This window comes from Leisingera sp. SA32 (genome assembly GCF_056033425.1).
This window is the reverse complement of sequence record NZ_JBVYHB010000002.1, coordinates 301,595-324,261: the sequence shown is the minus strand read 5'-3', so window position 1 is coordinate 324,261 and position 22,667 is coordinate 301,595. Positions and strand designations below refer to the sequence as shown.

The 22,667-nt window shown below is 63.8% G+C and carries 26 protein-coding genes; 11 read left to right on the top strand and 15 right to left on the bottom strand.

The window, feature by feature from the left end; translation table 11 throughout:
• Positions 1-26 precede the first annotated feature (26 nt).
• Entirely contained in the window at positions 27-458 is a 432-nt protein-coding gene (locus AC0IPL_RS04185; protein ID WP_474272383.1) for a hypothetical protein, read from the bottom strand.
• Between the two features lie 13 nt (positions 459-471).
• A complete protein-coding gene (locus AC0IPL_RS04180) occupies positions 472-1,674 on the bottom strand; it encodes a pyridoxal phosphate-dependent aminotransferase (protein WP_474272382.1) in 1,203 nt (400 codons plus the stop codon).
• 85 nt (positions 1,675-1,759) lie between these two features.
• Between AC0IPL_RS04180 and AC0IPL_RS04175 the strand changes: the two genes are divergently transcribed.
• The 3 genes from AC0IPL_RS04175 (at position 1,760) to AC0IPL_RS04165 (ending at position 3,031) form a co-directional block, all read left to right on the top strand.
• Positions 1,760-2,203 (top strand): helix-turn-helix domain-containing protein, encoded by a 444-nt coding sequence (locus AC0IPL_RS04175; RefSeq protein ID WP_474272381.1) that lies wholly within the window; start codon positions 1,760-1,762, stop codon positions 2,201-2,203.
• Complete coding sequence (locus AC0IPL_RS04170; protein WP_474272379.1) at positions 2,200-2,457, top strand: succinate dehydrogenase assembly factor 2; 258 nt, start codon at positions 2,200-2,202, stop codon at positions 2,455-2,457. The genes AC0IPL_RS04175 and AC0IPL_RS04170 overlap by 4 nt, the downstream gene beginning before the upstream one ends.
• Positions 2,458-2,533: 76 nt before the next feature.
• Complete coding sequence (locus AC0IPL_RS04165; protein WP_474272378.1) at positions 2,534-3,031, top strand: MarR family winged helix-turn-helix transcriptional regulator; 498 nt, start codon at positions 2,534-2,536, stop codon at positions 3,029-3,031.
• Positions 3,032-3,407: 376 nt separating this feature from the next.
• Here the strand turns inward: AC0IPL_RS04165 and AC0IPL_RS04160 are convergent, their stop codons facing one another.
• From AC0IPL_RS04160 to AC0IPL_RS04150, 3 genes are all read right to left on the bottom strand, one after another.
• Positions 3,408-3,836 carry a VOC family protein gene (locus AC0IPL_RS04160; protein ID WP_474272377.1) on the bottom strand — a complete coding sequence of 143 codons (429 nt, stop codon included), beginning with the start codon at positions 3,834-3,836 and terminating at the stop codon, positions 3,408-3,410.
• Positions 3,837-3,911: 75 nt separating this feature from the next.
• Positions 3,912-5,360, bottom strand: coding sequence for a surface lipoprotein assembly modifier (locus AC0IPL_RS04155; protein WP_474272376.1), 1,449 nt, complete (start codon positions 5,358-5,360; stop codon positions 3,912-3,914).
• A 3-nt stretch (positions 5,361-5,363) separates the two neighbouring features.
• On the bottom strand, positions 5,364-6,272 hold the full coding sequence (locus AC0IPL_RS04150) for a thymidylate synthase (RefSeq protein ID WP_474272375.1): 909 nt from the start codon (positions 6,270-6,272) through the stop codon (positions 5,364-5,366).
• Positions 6,273-6,519: 247 nt separating this feature from the next.
• Here AC0IPL_RS04150 and AC0IPL_RS04145 point away from each other — a divergent pair, with 247 nt between their 5' ends.
• Positions 6,520-7,353, top strand: coding sequence for a thymidylate synthase (locus tag AC0IPL_RS04145; RefSeq protein ID WP_474272373.1), 834 nt, complete (start codon positions 6,520-6,522; stop codon positions 7,351-7,353).
• A gap of 61 nt (positions 7,354-7,414) precedes the next feature.
• Positions 7,415-7,906, top strand: coding sequence for a dihydrofolate reductase (locus AC0IPL_RS04140; protein WP_474272372.1), 492 nt, complete (start codon positions 7,415-7,417; stop codon positions 7,904-7,906).
• A gap of 231 nt (positions 7,907-8,137) precedes the next feature.
• Here the strand turns inward: AC0IPL_RS04140 and AC0IPL_RS04135 are convergent, their stop codons facing one another.
• Positions 8,138-8,344: a cold-shock protein gene (locus tag AC0IPL_RS04135; protein WP_474272371.1), complete on the bottom strand. Its 207-nt coding sequence runs from the start codon at positions 8,342-8,344 to the stop codon at positions 8,138-8,140.
• A 187-nt stretch (positions 8,345-8,531) separates the two neighbouring features.
• Here AC0IPL_RS04135 and AC0IPL_RS04130 point away from each other — a divergent pair, with 187 nt between their 5' ends.
• Complete coding sequence (locus tag AC0IPL_RS04130; RefSeq protein WP_474272369.1) at positions 8,532-8,849, top strand: ArsC/Spx/MgsR family protein; 318 nt, start codon at positions 8,532-8,534, stop codon at positions 8,847-8,849.
• Positions 8,850-8,922: 73 nt separating this feature from the next.
• Here AC0IPL_RS04130 and AC0IPL_RS04125 read toward each other — a convergent pair whose 3' ends face one another.
• The 6 genes from AC0IPL_RS04125 to AC0IPL_RS04100 all read right to left on the bottom strand — a co-directional run bounded on the left by AC0IPL_RS04125 (position 8,923) and on the right by AC0IPL_RS04100 (position 14,839).
• Positions 8,923-9,486, bottom strand: coding sequence for a DoxX family protein (locus AC0IPL_RS04125; protein WP_474272367.1), 564 nt, complete (start codon positions 9,484-9,486; stop codon positions 8,923-8,925).
• A 4-nt stretch (positions 9,487-9,490) separates the two neighbouring features.
• A complete protein-coding gene (locus AC0IPL_RS04120) occupies positions 9,491-10,246 on the bottom strand; it encodes an HvfC/BufC family peptide modification chaperone (RefSeq protein ID WP_474272366.1) in 756 nt (251 codons plus the stop codon).
• The gene (gene bufB, locus AC0IPL_RS04115) at positions 10,243-11,097 is read right to left on the bottom strand and encodes an MNIO family bufferin maturase (protein WP_474272364.1); all 855 of its coding nucleotides are present in this window, start codon (positions 11,095-11,097) and stop codon (positions 10,243-10,245) included. The genes AC0IPL_RS04120 and bufB overlap by 4 nt, the downstream gene beginning before the upstream one ends.
• A gap of 70 nt (positions 11,098-11,167) precedes the next feature.
• Complete coding sequence (locus AC0IPL_RS04110) at positions 11,168-11,473, bottom strand: BufA1 family periplasmic bufferin-type metallophore (protein WP_474272362.1); 306 nt, start codon at positions 11,471-11,473, stop codon at positions 11,168-11,170.
• A 231-nt stretch (positions 11,474-11,704) separates the two neighbouring features.
• Entirely contained in the window at positions 11,705-13,651 is a 1,947-nt protein-coding gene (gene thrS / locus AC0IPL_RS04105; RefSeq protein WP_474272361.1) for a threonine--tRNA ligase, read from the bottom strand.
• A gap of 156 nt (positions 13,652-13,807) precedes the next feature.
• Positions 13,808-14,839 carry an Lnb N-terminal periplasmic domain-containing protein gene (locus tag AC0IPL_RS04100; protein WP_474272360.1) on the bottom strand — a complete coding sequence of 344 codons (1,032 nt, stop codon included), beginning with the start codon at positions 14,837-14,839 and terminating at the stop codon, positions 13,808-13,810.
• 133 nt (positions 14,840-14,972) lie between these two features.
• Between AC0IPL_RS04100 and AC0IPL_RS04095 the strand changes: the two genes are divergently transcribed.
• From AC0IPL_RS04095 to AC0IPL_RS04085, 3 genes are all read left to right on the top strand, one after another.
• Positions 14,973-15,722: an alpha/beta hydrolase gene (locus AC0IPL_RS04095; protein ID WP_474272359.1), complete on the top strand. Its 750-nt coding sequence runs from the start codon at positions 14,973-14,975 to the stop codon at positions 15,720-15,722.
• Positions 15,723-15,768: 46 nt separating this feature from the next.
• Positions 15,769-16,194, top strand: a complete 426-nt coding sequence (locus tag AC0IPL_RS04090) for a VOC family protein (RefSeq protein WP_474272587.1) — start codon at positions 15,769-15,771, stop codon at positions 16,192-16,194.
• 122 nt (positions 16,195-16,316) lie between these two features.
• Complete coding sequence (locus tag AC0IPL_RS04085; RefSeq protein ID WP_474272358.1) at positions 16,317-17,159, top strand: alpha/beta fold hydrolase; 843 nt, start codon at positions 16,317-16,319, stop codon at positions 17,157-17,159.
• Here AC0IPL_RS04085 and AC0IPL_RS04080 read toward each other — a convergent pair.
• On the bottom strand, positions 17,125-17,703 hold the full coding sequence (locus AC0IPL_RS04080) for a DUF6151 family protein (RefSeq protein ID WP_474272357.1): 579 nt from the start codon (positions 17,701-17,703) through the stop codon (positions 17,125-17,127). The two genes, AC0IPL_RS04085 and AC0IPL_RS04080, sit on opposite strands and share 35 nt — an antisense overlap.
• Positions 17,704-17,707: 4 nt before the next feature.
• On the bottom strand, positions 17,708-18,994 hold the full coding sequence (gene phaZ / locus AC0IPL_RS04075) for a polyhydroxyalkanoate depolymerase (protein WP_474272356.1): 1,287 nt from the start codon (positions 18,992-18,994) through the stop codon (positions 17,708-17,710).
• Positions 18,995-19,125: 131 nt separating this feature from the next.
• Here phaZ and AC0IPL_RS04070 point away from each other — a divergent pair, with 131 nt between their 5' ends.
• Both AC0IPL_RS04070 and AC0IPL_RS04065 read left to right on the top strand, forming a co-directional pair.
• On the top strand, positions 19,126-20,931 hold the full coding sequence (locus AC0IPL_RS04070) for a PHA/PHB synthase family protein (protein ID WP_474272355.1): 1,806 nt from the start codon (positions 19,126-19,128) through the stop codon (positions 20,929-20,931).
• 133 nt (positions 20,932-21,064) lie between these two features.
• A complete protein-coding gene (locus tag AC0IPL_RS04065; protein ID WP_474272354.1) occupies positions 21,065-21,514 on the top strand; it encodes a phasin, PhaP in 450 nt (149 codons plus the stop codon).
• 143 nt (positions 21,515-21,657) lie between these two features.
• On the opposite strand, the gene AC0IPL_RS04060 is transcribed toward AC0IPL_RS04065, so the two are convergent.
• Complete coding sequence (locus AC0IPL_RS04060) at positions 21,658-22,527, bottom strand: NAD-dependent epimerase/dehydratase family protein (protein ID WP_474272352.1); 870 nt, start codon at positions 22,525-22,527, stop codon at positions 21,658-21,660.
• Positions 22,528-22,667: the final 140 nt, after the last annotated feature.

Below are 22,667 nucleotides of genomic sequence, written 5' to 3'. Positions count from 1 at the left end.
GTGCCACGGGTGGTCAGCCCATGCAGCTACTGGCTGTCGCCGCTGCCGCCATCCTGTTGCGCGGCCATCAGCCGGTCAGCCTTTTTGCGCACCAGCACGCTGCGCAGGTCGTGCATTGCCAGCAACAGCGCGTCGGTGACCCCTTCCAGCTGCGCATCCGTCGCGCGGCTGTTGGCCCAATGGGCGGTCAGGTTCAGATGGTCGATGGTGCGGTAAATGTCGTCGATGTCACGCGCCGACAGGGTGGCGGCACGGCTTTCCATCCAGGACGTGATCTCGGCCAGGTCGCGCTCCGACAGCTGGCGCTGTCCGTGAGGCTTGATCTCGCCGTTGCGGATGTTGACCACCGCGATCTGGTCCATCTCGATCCGGCGCTGGCGATTCTCGCCATCGATGCGAAAGACAAAGGCGCCGTTCTCGCGGACGCGGAAATAATACTCCGGCAGATCAGCGCTCATGTCCGGGTCCTCCTCAGCTCAGCTTGGCACAGAATGTCTGGATGCGGGTGCAGGCCTCTTCCAGCGCCGCGTCGGAGGTGGCGTAGCTGATGCGGAAATTCGGCGACAACCCGAAGGCGGCACCAAAGACCACGGCCACGTCGGCCTCTTCCAGCAGGGCGGTGGCGAAGTCCTCGTCCGTTTCGATGACCGTGCCCGCCGGGGTGGTCTTGCCGATCAATCCGGCGATGGACGGGTAGACATAAAAGGCGCCTTCGGGCACCGGGCAGGTGATGCCATCGATTTCGTTCAGCATCTGGACCACAAGGTTGCGGCGGCGCGCGAAGATCTCGTTGTTGGGGGCCAAAAAGTCCTGGGGGCCGTTCAGCGCCTCCACTGCGGCCCATTGGCTGACCGAACAGGGGTTGGAGGTGGACTGCGACTGCACCTTGCGCATGGCGGCGATGAGCGTCTGCGGCCCCGCCGCATAGCCGATGCGCCAGCCGGTCATCGCATAGGCCTTGGAGACGCCGTTGCAGGTCAGCGTGCGGTCGTAAAGCTGCGGCTCCACCTGGGCGGGGGTGCAGAATTCGAACCCGTCATAGGCGAGATGTTCGTACATGTCGTCGGTCATCACCCAGACGTGCGGGTGGCGCAGCAGCACGTCGGTCAGCGCCTTCAGCTCCGCCCAGCTGTAGCCCGCACCGGTCGGGTTGGAGGGGGAGTTGAAGATGAACCACTTGGTCTGCGGGGTGATTGCCGCCTCCAGCTGCTGTGGCGTCAGTTTGAAGCTGTTGTCCAACGTGGTTTCCACCACCACCGGGGTGCCGCCCGCGAGCAGCACCATGTCCGGATAGCTGACCCAATAGGGCGCGGGGATCACCACCTCATCGCCGGGGTTCAGGGTGGCCATCAGCGCGTTGTACAGCGTCTGCTTGCCACCGGTTCCAACAGAAATCTGCGCGGGCGTGTAGGTCAGCCCGTGGTCGCGCTGCATCTTGGCGCAGACGGCCTGTTTCAGTTCCGCGATGCCGTCGGGGGCCGTGTATTTGGTCTTGCCCGCGGCGATGGCGGCGACGGCGGCGTCCTTGATGTTCTGCGGCGTGTCAAAGTCAGGCTCGCCCGCGCTGAGCCCGATGACATCGCGCCCGGCGGCCTTCAGCTCTGTCGCCTTTGCGGTCATGGCGATGGTTGGCGAGGGTTTGACGCGCGACAGGGTATCGGACAGAAATGACATGAAACAGGCCCCGGTTTGTATGTTTTGTGGAACTGTCATAGGGTGCCCCTAAACAGCGATCAAGCGAGCAATAGGAGATCCGACGATGGAAGCGCAGGAGACTGACTGGTACGGACCGGACGCGGCAACATTCGGGGACCGGGTCGCCGCAGCGCGCGAGGCGGCCGGGATGACCCAGGCGCAGCTGGCGCGGCGGTTGGGGATCAAGAAGGCGACGCTGACAGGCTGGGAACAGGACCTGTCGGAGCCGCGTGCCAACAAGCTGACGATGATGGCGGGCGTGCTGAACGTGTCGATGTCCTGGCTGCTGACGGGCGAGGGTGAGGGCATGACCGAACCGGCCAGCGGCGATGTGGATCTGGGCGATTTCGCCGGCATCCTGCGTGAGCTGCGGGCGCTGCGCGGTGAGATGCGCACCAATGCAGAACGCGCGGCCCGGCTGGAAAAGAAGCTGCGCACGCTGTTGCAGACGGCGGAAAACGCCAGTGCCCCGGCCGGTGGCGCAGACGCACTGGGGAGCGCAGAATGAGCGAGACCCACGAGGTGCGTCTGAAGCGGTTGCAGATGCGTTCGATGCGCCGCGGAATAAAGGAGATGGACATCCTTCTTTCGGCCTATGCCGCGGCAAATCTTGCGCAAATGGAAGCGGCCCGGCTGGACCAGTATGACGCGCTGCTGCACGAGAATGATCAGGATTTGTATCAATGGGTTACGGGGCAGGTTCCCGCCCCTGAGCGGTTCCGGGATCTGGTCGGGGAAATAGCGCAAACCCACCAAAAATAATAAAATTCGGGCTTAACCGATTTTTGGGAAATTGTTGGCATCTTGGCTCAGGAGCAAATTCGAGTCGGAGATGCGAATGAGTATGGAACTGCCAATCAACCAGACGGACCGCAAAGGGTTCATGACTGGTTATCTGGAGGCGCTGGCCCTTGTCGAGCGTCTCCATCGTCTGCTGCTGGATGTCATCAAGGATGAGTTCGAACGCGTTGGCGTGCTGGAAATCAACGCGGTCCAGGCGCTGTTGCTGTTCAACATCGGTGACAACGAGGTGACGGCCGGGGAACTGAAAACCCGCGGCTATTACCAGGGCAGCAACGTGAGCTACAACCTGAAGAAACTGGTCGAGATGGGCTATATGCACCATCAGCGCTGCGAAATCGACCGTCGCTCGGTGCGGGTGCGGCTGACACCGCGCGGCCGCGAGATCCGCGACATCGTCTCGGGGCTGTTTGCCCGCCATGCCGAAGGGCTGGAAGGAAAGGACGTGATCTCGTCGCAGGGCATCGCGGATATCACCGCCTCGCTCAAGCGCGTCGAGCGGTATTGGTCGGATCAGATCCGCTATATCTACTGAAGGGCCGGCCGGGGGGAGACCCTGGCAGGCGAGACAAGCCGGATGTGGCGGCAAAGACCGCAAGGCGGCATCGGAACATGTGAAAATTCCCTGTTCCGAATGGGATCAAAGGGTCAGGCGCCGGGTCGAACAGGACCACGGCTGAAGGTTGCAGAAGTGACCGCCCTTCCCCCATTTCCGGAGGTCAGATGACCGCAACCCACGGCGCGCAGACAGAGGCGCACTGCCGCGGTGGCTATTGCGGCGGTTTACTATGGTCCGGGCAGCCCAGCCAGGCTGCGCGGTGTTTTTATGTCCGCCGTTGCGCGATGGGCATTGCCCGGCCGACCGCGCGCAGGCGATCCGGTGGCGGGGCACTGCGGTGGGCGGTTCGGGTTTACCAGTGGCCGGTGTTTTCCATGCTGGCCCAGGGTTCCGCAGGCTCCAGCCGGTCGCCGTTTTGCAGCAGCTCGATCGAGATGTTGTCGGGCGAGCGCACAAAGGCCATGTGACCGTCGCGCGGCGGGCGGTTGATGGTGACACCATTGTCCATCAGGTGCTGACAGGTGGCATAGATGTCATCCACGCCATAGGCCAGATGGCCGAAATGACGGCTGTCGCTGGGCAGGCCGTCGTCACCGTCCCAGTTCCAGGTCAGCTCCAGCGGGGTTTCTTCCTGGCCCGGCGCGGCCATGAAGATCAGGCTGAAGCGGCCCTGTTCGGAGTCCATGCGGCGGGTCTCTTTCAGGCCGAGCAGTTGGTAAAAGGCCATGGACTTTTCCAGATCCTTCACGCGGACCATGGTGTGCAGATACTTGAGGGGCATGGGCGTCTCCTGTTTGCGATTGCGCGGGCACCTTAGCGCGGCTGTGCGCGAAGGCCAGCAAAAGTCGCCGCAAGATCAGAACTTTGACTGGATGCCCAGCGAGACCGAGACTTCCGAACTGTCGTATTTGCTGAGGTTGGAGAACCGTTTACCCGCGCGCAGCCGCAGGGTGGGGGCAAAGCCGGCGTAGTCGTACTCCTCAAAGAACAGATTGAGATCCGCATAGGCAGAGTTGTCGCGGCGTCCGCCGGGAACTGGCTGCCAGAGGGTGCCGTTGTAATACAGCTGGTCAGGGTAGTCGGCGTTGCCAAGGATCACACCGGTGCTGACCCGGACAGGGCCGATGCGGTCCTGAAAGTCATAGCCAAGCCGGAGGGTGGCGGTCTGGTTGGCGGAGTAAGCGAGTTCTGCGCGGGTGTCGCGCAGGCCCAGCGTCAGGTTCAGCCTGTCGCCATTGCCCAGCTTGCGGGTCAGGGCCGCGCCCAGTCCCAGCACGTTTGCGTCCAGCGACAGGCGTTGCGGCGCGAGTCGGTGTTCGGCGCTGGCACTGAGGGTCAGGCGGGTTTGCGGCGACAGCGCCCAGCCGCGTGAGCCGGAGACCTTGACCAGGTTGTAGTTGCGCTCGCCGCCGTACCAGGAGGTGGCCGCTGTCAGGGCCAGGCGGGCGCTGCCGCCCTTGTCCGCGGCGCCGACGCGAAAGGCATGGGACAGTGTCAGCTCACCGTAGGTGGAGCCGAAATCGCTGTTGCGTGGTGGCGTCGTGTGGGTCAGCGCGGCGGCTTCGCGCGCCTTGGCTTTGGCGTCGGAGGACAGCGCCACCCGCTGCACATACAGCCGCGCGCTGAGCGTCGTGCGACGGGCCGCGTTCTGCGCGAGTCGGCGGCTGATGCCGACATCCAGTGTGCCCACCAACCCCGACAGGGCAATGGCGCGGGGGCCGAGGCGGTTTTGATGTGAGCCCAGCCCGTCCACTTGCAAGGTTGCAGCATCGGAACCGTTGTTGACGTTGCTGGAGGGCTTCACCCCGCCGCTGATCCGGAACGACCAGGGGTTGATCTGGCGCAGGGTCTTGTAGTCGCGCGCGATCAGCTGCTCGACGCGTTGATCCGGCGCGTAGATGGCGGTGCGGCGCAGCCAGAACTGCGACAGCGTGGGGCTGCCTGCCTGATAGGCCAGCCGCGAGGCCAGCTGTGCCATCTGGTAGCGGCTGGTGTCATCCGGCGCATGGCGAAAGGCGCGGGCGGCGGATTTGCGGCCCTTGGCGGGCTGGCCGGACTGGCCATAAGCGGCCGCCCGCAGATGCCAGGCGATGTGGTTCTTGCGGTCGGCCTGCAACAGTGCGCGGGACAGTTTCAGCGCCAGTTCAGGGTTGCCGCCGCGCAGCGCATGGGCCGCCAACGCCTGTCCCTGGGGCAGGGACAGGTGCAACTGCGGCCTGACGGGGGCGGGCGGGGCGTCCTGCGCCCGGGGCTGAACCGTTGCCAGAACCAGCAACGCCAAGGCTGCCGCTGCGGCTCTCAGCATGGGTCAGGGGCAGGCGGGGTCGGCGTTGGCCCCGTTGCAGGAGTCCAGAACAAAGACGCCGAATTCCTCGATCGGGGTGGTGCCGTCGTTCAGCTCTTCGATGTGGCCGGTAGCATGCAGCGTGCCAGCCACGGCGGCCGCATCCGCGCCGCTGAAGACGCCGCCGTATTCACCGACGCCGCCACCGTCCACCGTGACGTTGCCGGTGAAGGAGCCGTCGCTGGCAATTGCCCCGTTTTCGAAGGCGAGATTTTCAACCGTGGTGGCGGGCGAATCGGTGATGGCCCGGTTATACACGCCGCCTTTCACCACCATGTCGGAGAAGTCGGCGTTGATGAAGGCGTTGCCAGTCACCTCGGCTGCCTGACCAGGAATGATAGCGGGGTCGCTGCCGGGCGGTGCGGGCTTCAGATCGCCGCCGTCGCCGTCCATGTTCAGCAGGCCGACATAGGTGCCGGCATAGCTGACGATGCCTTCGTCGCCGGGGTTGACCTCGGGGGCGGAAAAGCTGCCGTCGTTGCCATAGCTCGAGCCGCCCTGGAAGTAGCCGAACTGGCCGCCGGTCATCACCACGGTGGCATAGCCGCCTTCGCTTTGACGAATGTAGGCGGTGGAATGTTCGGTCAGCCCGTTTTGCTGGGTGGTATAGGCCTCATAGCCTGCCCGGTCGAGCGCCGGGTTGCGGGTGTACTCGGCGGTGACGGGCGTGGAATCCAGCCCGACGCCAGTCACGGTCAAGGTCTCGTTGACGGGGTCATAGCTGACGCTTTCGACATCCCCGGCCAAATCCTCGGGGATGGTGAAGCCGGTGTCCGGGTCCGGGGTGGTTGTGCCGTCCTCCAGAAAGGGGTTGCCACCGCTGCATGCCGACAGCGCGGACGCCGCCGCGAGCCCTAACCAATAGCGCCTCATCTGCCTGTACCTCAAAATATGTTTTGTCGTTTTGTGCCACAATCATGCGCAGGGGCGGCAAAGTCAATTGAACCTTCGCCGGTCGGCTGCAACCGTGGCGGATGGGATACCTGCATGTTGTTGGTTCCGCAGGGTGTGGCCGTAAATGTAGTGGAGGTCGCCCGGTTCCCGTGCGGATTTTTGACTTGGCCTGCCGCCGGGCAAAGGCTATGCGGGGAGGCAAACGCAGTCACGACAGGGAGCCGCCATGCAGCAATATCTGGACCAGCTTCGCCACATTCTGGACCACGGAGAGGCGTCGGACGACCGCACCGGCACCGGCACGCTCAGCTGTTTTGGCATGCAGGCGCGCTATTCGCTGGCGGATGGGTTTCCGCTGGTGACCACCAAGAAGCTGCACCTGCGTTCCATCGTTCATGAACTGCTGTGGTTCCTGTCGGGCGACACCAACATTGGCTATCTGAAGGACAATGGGGTGTCGATCTGGGACGAATGGGCGGATGAGAATGGCGATCTGGGGCCGGTTTATGGCCACCAGTGGCGCGCGTTTCCGCGGCTGGAGCCGGTGGCGGGCACCACCGGGGATGAACCCTTGTACCGTGCGGGCCGCGTTGACCAGATTGCCGATCTGGTCGAGATGATCCGCAAGAACCCGGACAGCCGCCGTCTGATCGTATCGGCCTGGAACCCGGCGGATGTGCCGGAGATGGCGCTGCCGCCCTGCCATACGCTGTGGCAGGTGCGGATCATCGGTCGCAAACTGCATCTACAGTTGTATCAACGCTCGGCCGACATGTTCCTTGGCGTGCCGTTCAATATTGCCTCCTATGCGCTGCTACAGGCGATGCTGGCGCATGTTACCGGCTATGAGCCCGGCGATTTTGTGCATACCATGGGGGACGCGCATATCTACTCCAACCATGTGGAGCAGGTGAAACTGCAACTGTCGCGCCAGCCCAAACCGCTGCCGCAGCTGCGGATCAAGCGAAAGGTCAGCTCGATCTTCGATTTCAAGTATGAGGATTTCGAGTTCGTGAATTATGACCCGGACCCAGCCATCAAGGCACCGGTTGCGGTCTGAGGCAGCACGACTGGGACAACAGGTCTGAGGCAACGGGTCTGAGGAACAAGGAAGACAGCAGATGATTACCCTGATCGCTGCGCGGGCGCGCAACGGGGCCATTGGCAAGGACAATGACATCCCCTGGTTCGCGCCAGAGGATCTGAAGGCGTTTCAACGCGAAACCCTGGGCGGTGCGCTCATCATGGGGCGAAACACCTGGGACAGCCTGCCGGTGAAGCCTTTGAAAAACCGGCTGAACCTGGTCGTGTCGTCAAACCCGGACGCCGCGGAAACCGTGCTGCCCTCGGTGGCGGCGGCCGTGGTGGAGGCGCAGGCGCAGGGCTACCGGCGGATCTATGGGATCGGCGGCGAGGGTATCTACCGCGAGATGCTGGGCCTGGCGGACCGGCTTCTGATTACCGAGGTGGACCTGACGGTCGCCGATGCGGACGCCTATTTCCCCGAGTTCACGGCGCAAGAGTGGCGCGAGCTGGGACAGCAGGTGCTGCGCGCGCAGGATCCGGCCTGCGTGATGGTGGAATATCTGCGCCAGGCGCCGCGCCGCGACTGACGCGGGCAACACCCGCTTGTCAGTGCGCCCCGGCCGGTTTTGGTGCAGGGCGCAGGGGCTGCCGTGTGATGCGGCTGCGGCCTTGGCCAGCAGTTGTCCCAGCAGTGGTCCATGGGCGGGCGCCACTGAGCGACCCTGCCGCGGACAGCTGGTCTGCCCCGGGTGCCTGGGCGTGCGGGTTCAAGGGACCGCGTTCAGGGGGCCGGGGCCGCGTGGGCCGCGGCCGCTGGATCAAAGCGCTTTGAGGTCTGCCGCCATCTGGCGCCCATCGCGCCCCTCGGACAGCTCATAGGCGATTTTCATGTTGTCGGCCAACCCGGTCATGCCGGACCGCTCAACCGCGGAAATATGCACAAACACATCCTTTCCGCCTCCGTCAGGTTCAATAAACCCGTAGCCTTTGGTGGTGTTGAACCACTTCACGGTGCCGCTTGGCATTTCCCGTGTCTCCTTCTAGTTTGCATCTTGCCTTGGGGCCTCCCAAGGCATCCGGCCGCCCCGGCAGAATATGCCGCGGACAAGGTCGAACAACCTAGAGTTTTGCACGGGTCGGACGAAAATCAAGAAAAACCGATGAATTCTACCATCAATTCTGAAGATTTTTGCCGACCGTGAGGGGGATAGAATGAAGATCTACGGGCTGAAAAACTGTGACACGTGTCGTAAGGCGCTGAAACAGCTGCCAGATTACACAATGGTTGATGTCCGTGCCGACGGCGTCCCAGAACCGCTGCTACAGGCGGCACATGCGCAATTTGGCGCCAAACTGGTCAATACGCGCTCGACCACATGGCGGGGTTTGAGCGAGGAAGAGCGTGGCGCGGAGCCGCTGGCGCTGCTGCGGACGCATCCCACGCTGATGAAACGGCCGCTAATCGAGCGCGAGGGCACGCTGTATCTGGGCTGGGACAAGTCCGTACAGGCGGCGCTGGGTCTGGGCTGACAGTGGCATAAGGAAAGGCACCGCTGCCGGGGCAGGGTGCCTTTGCAAGGCAAGGGGCGGGGGGCTGTCCCGGTCAGTCTGCGGCGGGCGACATGCGGCGGCGCAGCAGCGCGTCCAGCGACAGCGCCCCGCCACCGCGCACCACCAGATAGGCCAGCAGGAACAACCAGAACAGTCGCTGATCCAGGATCACTGCGTCGGGAAAGCGGTCAAACATCGCACCCAGAGTCTTGGCGTCGGTGGCACCGTGTCCGATGACGTCCGTCAGCGACTGCACGACCACGAAGCCGAACATGCCCAGGGCCGCCAACCGGGTGGCAAGCCCCAGCACGATCAACAGCGGCAGGATGAATTCGGCGTAGGTGCCTGCCAAGACCACCAGTTTCTGCAACGCTCCGAACTGGGACACGTCATAGCCCACCGCCTCCAACTGCTTGGGGAAGATCTGGCTGTAGGCGCCGATGGAGGGGCTGAACAGGCCGAGGAGGCCATCGCCCAGTTTGGTCAGCCCGGAATTCCAGAAATAGAGCAGCAGTGCGGACGCAAAGACCAGCCGGGCGAGCAGCGGCATCAGCCAGCGCCCGGTGCGCTCTACCAGGTCGAAGAATGTGTCGTGAATGGAGACAAGTGCGTGCATGGCGTTACCCTTTGTGGTCTAGTCCCGTGATCGCAGCGCCCTGCAACAGCAGGGTCAGCGTTGCGCCCAGGTCAAAATCTTCGTTTGCGGCGGTGGCCGTCTCCAGCGCGGTGCCGATGGTCTGGCTCGACATCAGCGCCGCAATCCAGTCGACACCGCCGGGCGGCAGCGGCTGGGGAACCGGGTCAAAGTCCGGGCGAGTTATCAGAACGTCCTGCGCTTCGGGCTCGGGTTTGGGCGCGTCCGGTTCGGTGTTGAACCGCCAGATCGCGTGCACGGGCCAGGGCGAGCGCAGGATCTGCACCGCCGGGGCCAGGGTCAGCCTTGTTTGCATCAGCGCCTCCGGCGACAGCGCAGCCAACGCATCGGCTGCGATGGGGGCTGCGTCGGCGGCGTGATAGGCATGACGCAGGGCCAGTTCCAGCCGGGCCACATCGCCGAGGTAGCCAAGGTGGCTGAGCTGCTCCATGCCCTCCAGAAACGCCGGGAAGTCTTGGCCGTAGAACATCATCAGCGGCGAGGTCGGCGGATGGCGGCGCAGGTAGAGCCCCGCCAGACCATCCATGTTCTGCTTGCCCAACAGCTTGGCAATCACCGGAAAGGCGGTGTGCATCGCCTCTGTCAGCGAGGCGGCGACGTTGTTACGGTAGACGTCAAAGCGGCGGCCTGCGGGGCGGGCGTGCTGGTCCAGCAACCCGTCCGGCACCTGCTGGGTCGCATCCAGCAGGGCGCGGGTGATATCCTTTTGCGTGACTGTCATGCCGGGACGCGCTCCAGCGCGGTGGCGGCGCGGGCGGCTTCGGCCTCCAGCTCCGGCCAGTCGGGCACGTCAGTGTCCCATTCAACCAGCACAGCTTTGGGGCCGCAGCGGTCCAGCGTGTAATCCAGCAAGGCCCAGACCGGATCGGCCACCGCACGGCCGTGGCTGTCGATCAGCAGGGGCTGGCCGTGTTCATCCGCGTCCGTGTCGTGACCGCCGAGGTGAATTTCGCCCACCTGATCCAGCGCGAAGGCGTCGATGTAACCCTGCGGCGAGAAATCGAGATTGGTGGCGGAGACAAAGACGTTGTTCACGTCCAGAAGCAGCCCGCAGCCGGTGCGGCGGGTGATCTCGGCCAGGAATGCGGGCTCGGACCAGGTGCTTTCGGCAAAAGCGAGATAGCTGGACGGGTTTTCCAGCAGCATCCGGCGGCCGATGGTGTCTTGTAGCTGGTCGATATGGTCGCAGATGCGGGTCAGGCTGCTGTTGGTATAGGGCAGCGGCAGCAGGTCATTGTAAAAATGGCTGTCGTGGGTCGACCAGGCCAGATGCTCGGAGAAGCTGGCCGGGTTCAGCCAGCCCGTCAGGTGTTTCAGCCGCGCCAGGTGGTCTGCATCCAGCGGTCCTTCGCCGCCGATCGACAGGCCGACGCCATGCACCGACATTGGAAATTTCTCTGACAGATGGCGCAGCTGCGCGAGGGGGCGGCCACCGTCGCCCATGTAATTCTCTGCATGGATCTCCAGCCAGGCGACGCAGCCGGGATCCTCCATGACCTGCGCAAAATGCTGCGGTTTGTAGCCAACACCGGGCGCGGTGGGCAGGTGGGTCTGTGCGGTGGCGTCACGCATGGTGTTCCCCGTCGTCAGGATACAAAAAGGGCGGGAAAGTCCGACACCCGCCCCCAAAGTGTCGCGTGGCTTATGCCGGCAGGTCGCGTTCCAGCGGCTCCAGCGCGCCCTTGCGCTCGGTGCCGTCGGCCATGGCCGGCAGATCGATGCTTTCGCAGGAGCCAGCATCAACCAGGGTCCAGGCGTTGCCCTGGTAATCGGTGGTCGACGTGCCGGCACAGGTGGTGCCGGGGCCGGCGGCGCAGTCATTTTCACCGGCCAGCGAAATACCGTAGCATTTTTCCTTGGTGGCGGCGGCGGCGGGCACGGTGGAAGCAGCAGTCAGCGCAGCGGCGACGGCGCTTGCGACGGCCAGGGATTTTGCGGTGTTCGACATCTGGTTAAGTCCTTTCGGTGTCTGCATCCGGTGTCTTGTGACAGGAAAACTCTAACCCGAGGTTCTGACGAATTTAAGTCACGAGGGCGTGTCTCACGCCTGCGTCAGAGGTCGTGACGGACGTCTTGAAGATGGGCGCGCTCAAGTCATTGATAAGACTGGAAACCTTCGGGCTCAAAAAGATAAACGGCCCCCGGATGGGGGCCGTTTGGATGTTTGCGGAGGAAAATGTTACAGAAGGTCAGGCGGGGTGGCTTCCGTCGCCAGCGCCTTTGTAACATTCTCGAGGCTCTCCACGCTGGTGCGCTTTTCGCCAAGCCGACGAACGGAGACGGTGCGCTCCTCGACTTCGCGGTGGCCAACGGCAAGGATGACCGGCACCTTGCCCACGGAATGTTCGCGGACCTTGTAGTTGATCTTCTCGTTGCGGATGTCGGCCTCAGCCCGCACGCCTGCGGCGCGCAGGGTCTCGACCACCTCATTCACGTAGTCATCCGCCTCGGAGGTGATGGAGGCCACCACCACCTGACGCGGCGCCAGCCAAAACGGCAGCTTGCCGGCATGTTCCTCGATCAGGATGCCGATGAAGCGTTCGAAGGAACCAAGGGTGGCGCGGTGCAGCATGACGGGGCGGTGTTTGCCGCCGTCCTGACCGATGTAGGTTGCGTCCAGCCGTTCGGGGAGGTTGGCATCCACCTGGAGCGTGCCGCACTGCCAGTTCCGGCCGATTGCGTCGGTCAGGGTGAACTCCAGCTTGGGACCATAGAAAGCGCCTTCGCCCTCCAGCACCTCGAAGTCGTAGCCGGCTGCCTTGCAGGCATCGCCAAGCGCCTGTTCCATGTGGTCCCAGGTCTCGTCCGAGCCGATCCGCTTTTCCGGGCGGGTCGAGAGCTTGATGGTCCAGTTGTGGAAGCCGAGGTCGGCATAGACCTTGGACAGGAAGGCGATGAACTTGGCGGTCTCAGAAGTGATCTGATCCTCGGCGCAGAAGATGTGGCCATCGTCCTGGGTAAAGCCGCGCACCCGCATGATGCCATGCAGCGCGCCCGAGGGTTCATAACGGGCGCAGGAGCCGAATTCGGCCATGCGCAGCGGCAGATCGCGGTAGGATTTGAGACCCTGGTTGAACACCTGCACATGGCAGGGGCAGTTCATCGGTTTCAGCGCGTTCACTGCCTTTTCGCGGGCGTGGTCCTCGTCCACCTCCACGATGAACATGTTTTCCTGGTACTTGTCCCAGTGGCCGGATTTTTCCCACAGCTTGCGGTCGACCACTTGCGGGGTGTTCACCTCGACGTAGCCATCCCGCTCCTGCATGCGGCGCATGTAGTCTTGCAGGGTGGTGTAGATCTTCCAGCCGTTGGGGTGCCAGAAGATCTGGCCGGGGGCCTCTTCCTGCATATGGAACAGGTTCATCTCCCGGCCCAGCTTGCGGTGGTCGCGCTTGGCGGCCTCCTCCAGCATGGTCAGATGCGCCTTGAGCTTCTCCTTGCCGGTGAAGGCCACACCGTAGATCCGTTGCAGCATGGCGCGGTCGCTGTCACCGCGCCAGTAGGCGCCGGCGATCGACATCAGCTTGAAAGCGTCGCCCGGCACCTGGCCGGTGTGCTGAAGATGCGGGCCGCGGCACAGATCCTGCCAGTCGCCGTGCCAGTACATGCGCAGCGGCTCGTCGCCGGGGATGCTCTCGATCAGCTCGACCTTGTAGGGCTCGTTGTTGTCGGTGTAATGCTGGATCGCGCGGTCGCGGTCCCAGACCTCGGTGCGGACTTCATCACGCTTGTTGATGATGTCCTTCATCTTTTTCTCGATGGTGCCGAGGTCTTCGGGGGTGAAGGGTTCGGCGCGGTCGAAATCGTAATACCAGCCGTTGTCGATCACCGGGCCGATGGTGACCTTGGTGTCGGGCCAGATTTCCTGCACCGCGCGGGCCATGATATGGGCGAGATCGTGGCGGATCAGCTCATTGGCCTGGTCTTCGTCCTTCAGCGTATGGATGGCGATGCTGGCGTCGCTGTCGATCGGCCACTGCAGATCCCAGTGCTGGCCGTTCACGGTGGCCGAGATCGCCTTTTTGCCCAGCGAGGTGGAGATGGACGATGCGACCTGCGCGGGCGTGATGCCTGCGTCATAGGATCGTGCGTTGCCATCGGGGAATGTAAGAGAGACTTGGGCCATGCTGCTGGCTGCTCCTCGTCGGTTTGGCGCCCACAGAACGCCCGGTTGCGGGTTATGGTGTCCGCCCGATTTGGCAGGCGCGGCGCGGGGTGTCAAGACGGCCGGGGGCGCTGCCCCTGGACCCCCGGTGTATTTTCTGACCAGAAAGACACGGGCTTAGTTGGTGGCTTGCTCCACAGCAGCGGGCAGGGCCGGAGCGGGAACGCCCTGGCGGATCACTTCGGAGTAGTCCGGGCCGACGCCATGGGCCTGGGCAATCGGGGTGATGCTGCCGAGCGCGCGCAGATCGTCGATGTCGTGGCCTTGGTGCAGCACGCCCTGTTCCCAGGCGTAGTCGGGCAGGTATCCGTTCGCCAGCAGCCGCCAGTCCAGCGGCACGTCGTCGGCGAACTGGCGGATCAGCGCCATCACCACGGAGGTGCAGTTGGTGGTCAGCGAGTTGTACCATTGCGGCTGCGCGGCCAGCGCGTTGGCGGCAGCGACATATTCCAGCAGCAGGGTGCGCGCGGTGTCGGGGCTGACGTTGATGCGGAACAGCTGAACGTTTTCGCCACGGGCGTTGGTTCGGGTGGCGACCACGTCGCGTTCATCCGCGGCGATCAGCACCAGGGTGTTTGATTTGAACAGATCGGCCACCGGCGAGAAGCCGCCGCCCTGCTGGCGGCGCACCTCGGCCGACCAGGCGACATGGTCGCCACTTTCAAAGCCGAAGCTGACGATCATATGGGCCATCTGCGGCCCGGCCCAATAGGACATGAACAGATCGACGGTCTCGATCCGGCTGAGATCATAGGTGCGGGTCTCCCAGGATTCGGTGAAATCTGTGGGGGTCTGCCATGTGAAGTTGCGCACGCCTGTGAGGGTCAGCTGGTCGCCCTCCAACGTGCCGGTGACCTGGCGGGCGACGTCCGGCGCCCAGTCGCCGGTTGCGGGCGGGGTGAGGCTGGACCACCACAGGATCACCGCGGCCAGCGCCAGCGTGAAGGTGGTCAGCCCCCGCAGGGCGGCGCGGCGGAACAGGCCGATTATCACCGCCAGCCCCAGCAGTGCAAAGCCGCCCGCCAGCAGCCCGCGCGGCAGGCTGTCCAGCGGCAGCCGGTACCACAGCGCCAGCGCCGCCCAGATGGTGGCCAGCGCCACGGCGAGCGCAACGGCGGCAAGCGCGGTGGCCTTGATGATCCTGAACATGCCCCTGATCCCTTGTGCGATTTTGCGCGGACCATAAGGAGGGCGGCGGGGGGCATGCAAGCCATGCGTCGTGCCGCTTGCCGCGCAGGCGCTGGCGTGCCACATCTTGGCAAAGCGACAGGAGATCACAGACATGCCCGCCACAGACTTTCTCGAGACCGCGCAGGGACGCCGGATTGCCTATCACAAGAGCGAGGGGCAGGGGCCGTGCGTGGTGTTTCTGGGCGGGTTGAAGTCCGATATGGAAGGCACCAAGGCGGTGCATCTGGAGGCCTGGGCCAAGGCGCGCGGGCAGGCGTTTTTGCGGTTCGACTATTCCGGTCATGGCGAAAGCTCGGGCACTTTTGAGGAAGGCTGTATCGGCGACTGGCATGCGGACACCTTGGCGGCGGTGCAGGAGCTGACAGAGGGCGAGATCGTGCCGGTTGGCTCCTCCATGGGGGGGTGGCAGGCGCTGCTGCTGGCGCGGGAGATCCCGGAGCGGATCAAGGGCATGGTGACCATTGCCGCCGCGCCGGATTTCACCGAGGATGGCTATTGGGCCAATTTCAGCGACGCACAGAAGGCGGAGCTGGACAGCCGCGGCTATGTCGAGCTGCCGAGCGACTACATGGAGCCCTATCATATCTCCAAGCGGATGATCGAGGACGGGCGCAAGCATCTGGTGCTGCGCTCGCCGCTGTTCCTGCCGTTCAAGGTGCGCTGCCTGCAAGGCACTGCCGACACGGCCGTATCGACCGAGACCGCGCTGCGGTTGATGGCGCATGCGACCTGCCCGGACATGCGGCTGAACCTGGTCAAGGATGCCGACCACCGGTTCTCGGACGGGCCATGCCTGAAGATGATCGAGGACGCAGTGCTGGATGTGCTGGGCGCCGCCTGAGCGCGGCAATGCCACCGGTACGACCGAGTTATGGAAAGGGGGCATGATGGAACAGCGGGTGAGTCTGATTACACTGGGTGTGCGGGACATGGAGCGGGCGGCGGCCTTCTATGAAGCGCTGGGCTGGCAGCGGGCGCAGAGTCCGGACGGGGTGATTGCCTTTGACCTTATTTCGCAGACATTGGGGCTGTATCCGCTGTCGGCGCTGGCCGAAGACATCGGCTTGGCCGAAGACACGCTGGGCACCGGGGCGGTGTCGCTGAGCCACAACACCCGGTCCAAGGAGGAAGTGGCGCAGCTGCTGGCCGCCGCCGAGGCGGCGGGGGCGGAGATTTTGAAGCCGGCGCAGGATGTGTTCTGGGGCGGGCATCATGGCTATTTCCGCTGTCCCGAAGGGCATCTGTGGGAGATTGCCTTCAACCCGTTTTCCGCCCTGTCGCCAGAGGGCGCGTTTCGTTGGAACGGGTATTGAGCGTGGCCGCAGAGCGGCATGTGCGAGAAAACCGGTGTGGCAAAACCGGTTTGAGTTGACCCGCAGGAGGCGGCTGCACAGGATGATGGGACAGGTGGACGGGCAAACCGCGAGGGCAGAGGATGCCTGACAATCAGCAGCCGTGCCGCGAACCTTTGGTTCTGCTGCCGGGGATGATGTGCGATGGCCGGATCTTTGAGGATCTGATCAGGACGTTCTCTGGCAGCATGCCGGTGATGGTGGTGCCGCTGGCGGGCGGCGACACGGTCGAAACGATCGCGGCGCGGATGCTGATGCACTTGCCGCCGCGCTTTGCGTTGGCGGGCTATGGCATGGGCGGCGTGCTGGCGCTGGAGCTGATCCGCCGCGCGCCGGAGCGGATCAGCCGCCTGTGCCTGATGGCGGTGAGCCCTTTGGCGGATACCCCTGCGCAAGCGGCCGACCGCGAGCCCCATATTGTTGCGGCGCGTGCCGGGCGGCTGGCGGATGTGTTGCCCGAGGTATTGCCGCTGGAGGCCTTGGCGCCGGGACCGCGGCGGCTGGAGGTTCACAACCGATGGTGTCGGATGGGGCAGGAGTTGGGGCCGGACCTTTTTGTCGCGCAGGCGCGTGCGATGCAGCGCAGGCCGGATCAGCAGGCGGTCCTGCGGCGGGTGCAGGTGCCTGCGCTGGCACTGTGCGGCGCCGAGGACAGTCTGACTCCGGTCTGCAAGCATGAGCTGCTGGCGCAGATGTTGCCGAATGCGCGGCTGGAGGTGATTGCGGAGGCGGGCCATCTGCCGGTGCTGGAGCAACCCGCCGCGGTGAACCGGGCGCTGCTGCATTGGCTGGCGTTGCCCTCGGCTGAGGTCGCAGCACCCCCGGCGGCAGCGACAGGAGTTGCGCCATCCGGGACCTCGCCATCTGGGATTGCACCGTCCGGGGGTGGGTCTATGGGTAGAGCTGCGCGCGGCGCGTCTTGCTGATCTGCTCTGGCGTGGCCACGGGCTGACCGGTGGCGCTGTCAAAGAACGGCGTATGCCGCCAACGCCCGGATAGGCGCGCTGCGATCATGCGGCTGAGGATCCCCCAAGCCATGACGGCGCCGCCCTTGGTCTGCGGCGGCTTGCCGGGGGCGGTGGCTGGTATGAAGGCGCGGGCGCGGATCTTGCCAAGGGCGGATGCGTCCTGAAACAGATTGGCGCGCAGGGCCGCAAACGGAAGCCCCGGCCGGGCCAGCGTATTGGCAAAAGGCGTGCCGCAGCAGGCGGCGTACCAGCGTAATGGGCCACGCGGGCCCAGTCGGATCGCCTTCAGATGTTCGGTACCACTGGTAAGGGTGAGACTGTCAGGGGTGAGCTGGAACAGCTCCACCGGTTCGGGCGCCGGATCTGGCTGGCCATGGTACAGCTCATTCGCGCGGCAGTCGGCGCAGTGGCACACCAGGCGGAGGCCGGTTTTGATACCGGCCTCCGACACGGTGCCCTGCACGGCTCCGCACCGGCAGGAGAGCTGTTGCGCCGACGCCATCAGCTCAGGCGGGGACGGCCTTGCGCGCGGGCTTGCGCGAGGTGTTGGGCGCAACCGGGTGGCGACTGTTTTCCGTCATGAAATCAATCACAAGCGGGCGGATGTTGTCGCGCCAGCTGCGGCCCGCAAAAATGCCGTAATGCCCTGCGCCCGGCTCCACATGGCTGGCTTTCTTGCTGTCCGGCAGACCGGTGCACAGATCCAGCGCCGCGACGCATTGGCCGGGGGCGGAGATGTCGTCATTGGAGCCTTCGACGGTTTTAACCGCCACATCGGTGATCTTGCCGATGTCCACCTTGTGGCCGTTGACCACAAATTCATTGCGCGCGATCTCGCGGTTCTTGAACACCCGCTCGACCGTCGACAGGTAGAATTCGGCCGTCATGTCCATGACCGCCAGATATTCGTCATAGAACCGGTTGTGGGCGTCATGGTCCGAAGCCTCGCCGCGCGACACCCGCTGGATCTGATCCATGAAGGCCTTGGAGTGGCGCTCGCCGTTCATCGACATGAAGGAGGCGAGCTGCAAAAGGCCCGGGTAGACCATGCGGCCGACGCCCTTGTGCTTGAAGCCGACGCGCTGGATCATCGTCTCCTCAAGCTGGCCCATGGTAACGCGGCGGCCGAAGTCGGTGACCTCGGTGGGACTCGCGTCCGGATCCACCGGCCCGCCGATCAGCGTCAGCGAAGAGGGCTGCGCCTTGGGGTCCTGCTCGGCCAGATAGGCGGTGGCAGCAAGGGCGAGCGGCGCGGGCTGGCAGACCGCGATCACGTGGCACGCCGGGCCCAGTTCGCGCATGAAGTCGGCGAGGTAGAGCGTGTAATCCTCGACGTCGAATTTCCCAGCGGAAACAGGAATGTCGCGGGCATTGTGCCAGTCCGTCACATAGACTTCACAGTTGACGAGCAGGCTCTGCACGGTGGAGCGCAGGAGGGTCGCGTAATGGCCGGACATCGGGGCAACCAGCAGCACCTTGCGGGGCTGTTCCTCGCGGTCATTGACCTTGAAGTGGATCAGGTCGCCGAACGGGCGTTCAACCACGGTGGCAATGTCGACCAGATGGTCCTTGCCGTCCTCGCAGGTGAAGGTGCGGATGCCCCAATCGGGTTTCACAACCATACGCTGGTAGGTGCGTTCGGTCACTTCGCCCCAGGCGGCCATCCAGCTGAGCGCAGGATTTGGCAAGGCGGAGAAGACAGGGTAGGATGCCATGGAGAGGGCGGTCGCGCCCAGCCATTGGTTGGTGTTTCGGACGGTTTCCATAAGGTCGTAGGTCATCATGTAGCGCATGCGGGGCTCCTTCGGCTCTGCCCTGGCGTCGGGATCTGTACATACTGGAACGCCGGACTTTTCGCCGCTTTGCCCCAAGATGTGCAGATGCTTATTCTGCATAGCAGAAAGCCTATGAGGGATTCATATACATGACAACTGGTGACGAATTTTCCGCAGCGGCCAATTCTGAGAGTATTGAAAAGATACAAAAAAATATGGCCCGTGTGGAGGAGTTGAGCAAGCGTCTGGCGGATGTCATGGCGCAAAAGGCGCCGCGCAACCCGGCATTGGACGGTCCGAATCAGGAGCTTTATGCACGTGCAGCAAGCGCCTATTGGTCAGAAATCATGCAAAACCCGGCCAAACTGGTGGAGCAGCAGATCGCCTATTGGGGCAAATCGGTGATGAATTTTGCAGAGGCCCAGCAGGCGCTGAGCGGCGCGGCGGAGGGCGACGATGCGCAGGACAAGGGTGGCGATCGACGCTTTGCCAACCCGCTGTGGGACAGCAACCCCTATTTCAATTTCGTCAAGCAACAGTATCTGACCAACGCCGAAACCATCCGCGCCGCGGTGCGGGACGCAGCCGATCTGGACGAGACCGACAAGCAGCGCCTGGCCTATTTCTCGGACCAGATCATCGAGATGATGGCGCCGACCAATTTCCTGCCCACCAACCCCGACGCGCTGGAGAAGGCGGTGGCGACCGAGGGGCAATCGCTGATCGACGGGTTGGAGAACCTTGTCAGCGACCTGGAGGCCAATAACGGCGAGCTGGTGGTGCGACTGGCGGATGAGAGCGCCTTCGAGCTGGGCGGCAATATCGCGACCACACCGGGAGAGGTTGTCTATCGCAACCGGATGATGGAGCTGATCCAGTACACACCCAGCACCGAAACTGTGCATGAAACGCCGATCGTGCTGTTCCCGCCATGGATCAACAAATTCTACATCCTGGATCTGAAGGCGCAGAACAGCCTGATCAAATGGGTGGTTGAGCAGGGCTACACGCTGTTTGTGGTCTCTTGGGTCAACGCGGATGAAAGCCACGCCGAGGTGGGGATGGAGGACTACATCCAGGAGGGGTTCCTGACCGCGATTGAAACCGCCAAGGAGATTTGCGACGTCAGCCAGGTGAATGCGGTGGGCTATTGCATTGCGGGCACCACGCTGGCGCTGACCCTGTCGCTGCTGAAACAGCGCGGGGACACGTCGGTGAAGTCGGCGACCTTTTTCACGACGCTGACGGATTTCGGCGATCAGGGGGAGTTCACTCCGTTCCTGCAGGATGATTTCGTTGACGGGATCGAGGCGCAGGTGGCCGAGGACGGGCTGCTGCGGGCCTGGGTGGTCGGGCGCACCATGTCCTTCCTGCGCTCAAAGGACTTGGTTTACGGGCCGGCCGTGAAAAGCTACATGATGGGCGAAACCCCGCCCGCCTTTGATCTGCTGTATTGGAACGGTGATGGGGCCAACCTGCCGGGACGCATGGCTATGCAGTATCTGCGCGGCCTGTGCCAGCGTAACGAATTTGCCGCCGATGGGTTCGACCTGCTCGGGCACCGGCTGCACTTGCGCGACGTCGAGGTGCCGCTGATGGCGATCACCTGCGAAACGGACCATATCGCCCGCTGGAAGGATTGCTATCGCGGCGTGCAGCAGATGGGATCGCGCAGCAAGACCTTCGTGGTGTCGCAGTCAGGTCATATTGCGGGGATCGTCAACCCGCCGAGCAAGAAGAAGTACGGGCATTACACCAACAGTGACCTGAAGGGGGACAGCGCGGCCTGGATGCAGAACGCCGAGTTCCACGCAGGTTCCTGGTGGCCGCGCTGGCACGACTGGCTGAAGTCCCGCTCCGGCGAGCAGGTGCCCGCCCGCAAAGTTGGCGAGTCGGGGGTCGAGCCGCTGGCTCCGGCGCCGGGGACCTATGTGCGGGTAAAGGCAAACCGTTGATTTCAGGGGGTTCGCAATTTTTTTCTGCATTGCAGCAAGAAAAATCTTGAAATGCTGCGGTGCAGAAACGATATTCAGGTCATGCTAAAGAGTGCAGGATGGTCCTGCCGCAACTTTCTGAGGAATTAGAACAATGGCAAAGACCCAAGATTTTACCGCGATGATGAAAGACTTCATGGGCGCATTCCCCGTCGACACCAAGGCGATGGAAGACATGTTCAAGAACACCGCCGCCCTGAACGAGAAACTGTCCGCCGTTGCGCTGGACGCGGCTGGTAAATCCGCCGAGATCTCCAACAAGTGGACCAAGGAAACCCTGGCCAAGCTGGGCGACGCGTCCAAGGTCCAGGCAGAGCCTGCCGATTATGCCAAAGTGGCGACCGACTTCGCGTCGGCCTCTGCTGAAGTGGCTGCCGAGAACATGGCCGCCTTTGCCGAAGTGGCAAAGAAAGTGCAGATGGACACGGTCGAGCTGATGATGGCAACCGGCAAGGACATGACTGAGGAAGCCTCTGCTGCTGTCAAGAAGGCCACCGCCGAGGTGTCCAGCGCCGCCAAGAAAGCGTCGACCGCAGCCAAATAAGCGGCTGTTGTCGCAAGACGACCACGGGCGTCGGCGCCGGTTCTCCTCCCCCTTAGGTGCCGCACCGTGAGAAAAGGCAGGCCATATGGCCTGCCTTTTTGCCGTTTGCGGCTTGCGCTGGCTAACGGGCAGGGGGGACGGGATCAGAAGGCGGCCGCGCGGAAATCGGGCACACGCGGCTGCCAGCCTGTCGTGCGGCGCAGCTTCTCGGAGGCCATCTGCTGGTCCAGCGTCGGCCCCTCGGCCCAGTCGCCATACGCAAACAGCACATGTTTCAGCGTCCGCACCACGTAATCGCCCGGATGGTCGTGGCGGCGGGCGATTTCCTCCGTCACCTCGGCCAACGGCACGCCGGTTTCGGCGCCGGCATTGAAATGGCCGGTCAGCTCTGGCCGTTCCAGCAGCAGGCGGTAGGCGCGTGCGAGGTCGTCGCGCTGTACCAGCGGCCAGCGGGTGCGGATGCTGCCCCAAATCTCGAACGGTCGGGCCGCGCGCGCCGCAGCGAGGAAATCGGCGAAGGCGCCGCCGCCCTGATGATAGACCATGCCGGGGTGGATCACCGCGGCCGATATCCCGGGCGCGGCCAGGATGCGGGCGGCGTTCTGCTGCATCCACGCAAAGGGTTTGATCGGATGCAACGGGCTGGTCTCATCCGCGACGCGCTGCCCGGTCGCGCCGTAGAGCCAACAGCCGCCAGTATACAGAAGCCGTAGCGGCGTTGCCCGCAGCGCCGCCTGACGCAGCAGCGCATCGACCGTGGTGGTGTCGGCCTCTGCCATGTCGGCGTCAAAGGTCGCGGCGAGCTGGATCACGGCATCCACGGCCTGCACCTGCCGCGCCCACGTGTCGGGCTGGCGCAGATCCCCGCGCAGCGGTTCGGCGCCCATTCCGCGCAGCGTGCGGTCTGCGGCATTGGAGCGGCTGAGGCCGATCACCTGATGGCCCTTGCGGCATAAATCCTGGGTGACGGCGGTGCCGATGGTACCGGTGCCACCGAGTATCAATACTTTCATGTCCGGAAATCTCCTGCTGTCGATTCTGTTCCGGAGTGATCTGTAAAAGCTGAAGTCTACTTCAGGTCAAGCGCGCCCCTTGCGCCACAGGGACGCTAGGGACAGGGATGTTGCGCATTTCGTGCGAAGGCTTCCCTTTT

What these genes read in the sequence shown, in the direction of transcription:
- AC0IPL_RS04185 (WP_474272383.1), bottom strand. Translation starts at nt 458, where the DNA reads ATGAGCGCTGATCTGCCGGAGTATTATTTCCGCGTCCGCGAGAACGGC.
- AC0IPL_RS04180 (WP_474272382.1), bottom strand. Translation starts at nt 1,674, where the DNA reads ATGTCATTTCTGTCCGATACCCTGTCGCGCGTCAAACCCTCGCCAACC.
- AC0IPL_RS04175 (WP_474272381.1), top strand. Translation starts at nt 1,760, where the DNA reads ATGGAAGCGCAGGAGACTGACTGGTACGGACCGGACGCGGCAACATTC.
- AC0IPL_RS04170 (WP_474272379.1), top strand. Translation starts at nt 2,200, where the DNA reads ATGAGCGAGACCCACGAGGTGCGTCTGAAGCGGTTGCAGATGCGTTCG.
- AC0IPL_RS04165 (WP_474272378.1), top strand. Translation starts at nt 2,534, where the DNA reads ATGAGTATGGAACTGCCAATCAACCAGACGGACCGCAAAGGGTTCATG.
- AC0IPL_RS04160 (WP_474272377.1), bottom strand. Translation starts at nt 3,836, where the DNA reads ATGCCCCTCAAGTATCTGCACACCATGGTCCGCGTGAAGGATCTGGAA.
- AC0IPL_RS04155 (WP_474272376.1), bottom strand. Translation starts at nt 5,360, where the DNA reads ATGCTGAGAGCCGCAGCGGCAGCCTTGGCGTTGCTGGTTCTGGCAACG.
- AC0IPL_RS04150 (WP_474272375.1), bottom strand. Translation starts at nt 6,272, where the DNA reads ATGAGGCGCTATTGGTTAGGGCTCGCGGCGGCGTCCGCGCTGTCGGCA.
- AC0IPL_RS04145 (WP_474272373.1), top strand. Translation starts at nt 6,520, where the DNA reads ATGCAGCAATATCTGGACCAGCTTCGCCACATTCTGGACCACGGAGAG.
- AC0IPL_RS04140 (WP_474272372.1), top strand. Translation starts at nt 7,415, where the DNA reads ATGATTACCCTGATCGCTGCGCGGGCGCGCAACGGGGCCATTGGCAAG.
- AC0IPL_RS04135 (WP_474272371.1), bottom strand. Translation starts at nt 8,344, where the DNA reads ATGCCAAGCGGCACCGTGAAGTGGTTCAACACCACCAAAGGCTACGGG.
- AC0IPL_RS04130 (WP_474272369.1), top strand. Translation starts at nt 8,532, where the DNA reads ATGAAGATCTACGGGCTGAAAAACTGTGACACGTGTCGTAAGGCGCTG.
- AC0IPL_RS04125 (WP_474272367.1), bottom strand. Translation starts at nt 9,486, where the DNA reads ATGCACGCACTTGTCTCCATTCACGACACATTCTTCGACCTGGTAGAG.
- AC0IPL_RS04120 (WP_474272366.1), bottom strand. Translation starts at nt 10,246, where the DNA reads ATGACAGTCACGCAAAAGGATATCACCCGCGCCCTGCTGGATGCGACC.
- bufB (WP_474272364.1), bottom strand. Translation starts at nt 11,097, where the DNA reads ATGCGTGACGCCACCGCACAGACCCACCTGCCCACCGCGCCCGGTGTT.
- AC0IPL_RS04110 (WP_474272362.1), bottom strand. Translation starts at nt 11,473, where the DNA reads ATGTCGAACACCGCAAAATCCCTGGCCGTCGCAAGCGCCGTCGCCGCT.
- thrS (WP_474272361.1), bottom strand. Translation starts at nt 13,651, where the DNA reads ATGGCCCAAGTCTCTCTTACATTCCCCGATGGCAACGCACGATCCTAT.
- AC0IPL_RS04100 (WP_474272360.1), bottom strand. Translation starts at nt 14,839, where the DNA reads ATGTTCAGGATCATCAAGGCCACCGCGCTTGCCGCCGTTGCGCTCGCC.
- AC0IPL_RS04095 (WP_474272359.1), top strand. Translation starts at nt 14,973, where the DNA reads ATGCCCGCCACAGACTTTCTCGAGACCGCGCAGGGACGCCGGATTGCC.
- AC0IPL_RS04090 (WP_474272587.1), top strand. Translation starts at nt 15,769, where the DNA reads ATGGAACAGCGGGTGAGTCTGATTACACTGGGTGTGCGGGACATGGAG.
- AC0IPL_RS04085 (WP_474272358.1), top strand. Translation starts at nt 16,317, where the DNA reads ATGCCTGACAATCAGCAGCCGTGCCGCGAACCTTTGGTTCTGCTGCCG.
- AC0IPL_RS04080 (WP_474272357.1), bottom strand. Translation starts at nt 17,703, where the DNA reads ATGGCGTCGGCGCAACAGCTCTCCTGCCGGTGCGGAGCCGTGCAGGGC.
- phaZ (WP_474272356.1), bottom strand. Translation starts at nt 18,994, where the DNA reads ATGCGCTACATGATGACCTACGACCTTATGGAAACCGTCCGAAACACC.
- AC0IPL_RS04070 (WP_474272355.1), top strand. Translation starts at nt 19,126, where the DNA reads ATGACAACTGGTGACGAATTTTCCGCAGCGGCCAATTCTGAGAGTATT.
- AC0IPL_RS04065 (WP_474272354.1), top strand. Translation starts at nt 21,065, where the DNA reads ATGGCAAAGACCCAAGATTTTACCGCGATGATGAAAGACTTCATGGGC.
- AC0IPL_RS04060 (WP_474272352.1), bottom strand. Translation starts at nt 22,527, where the DNA reads ATGAAAGTATTGATACTCGGTGGCACCGGTACCATCGGCACCGCCGTC.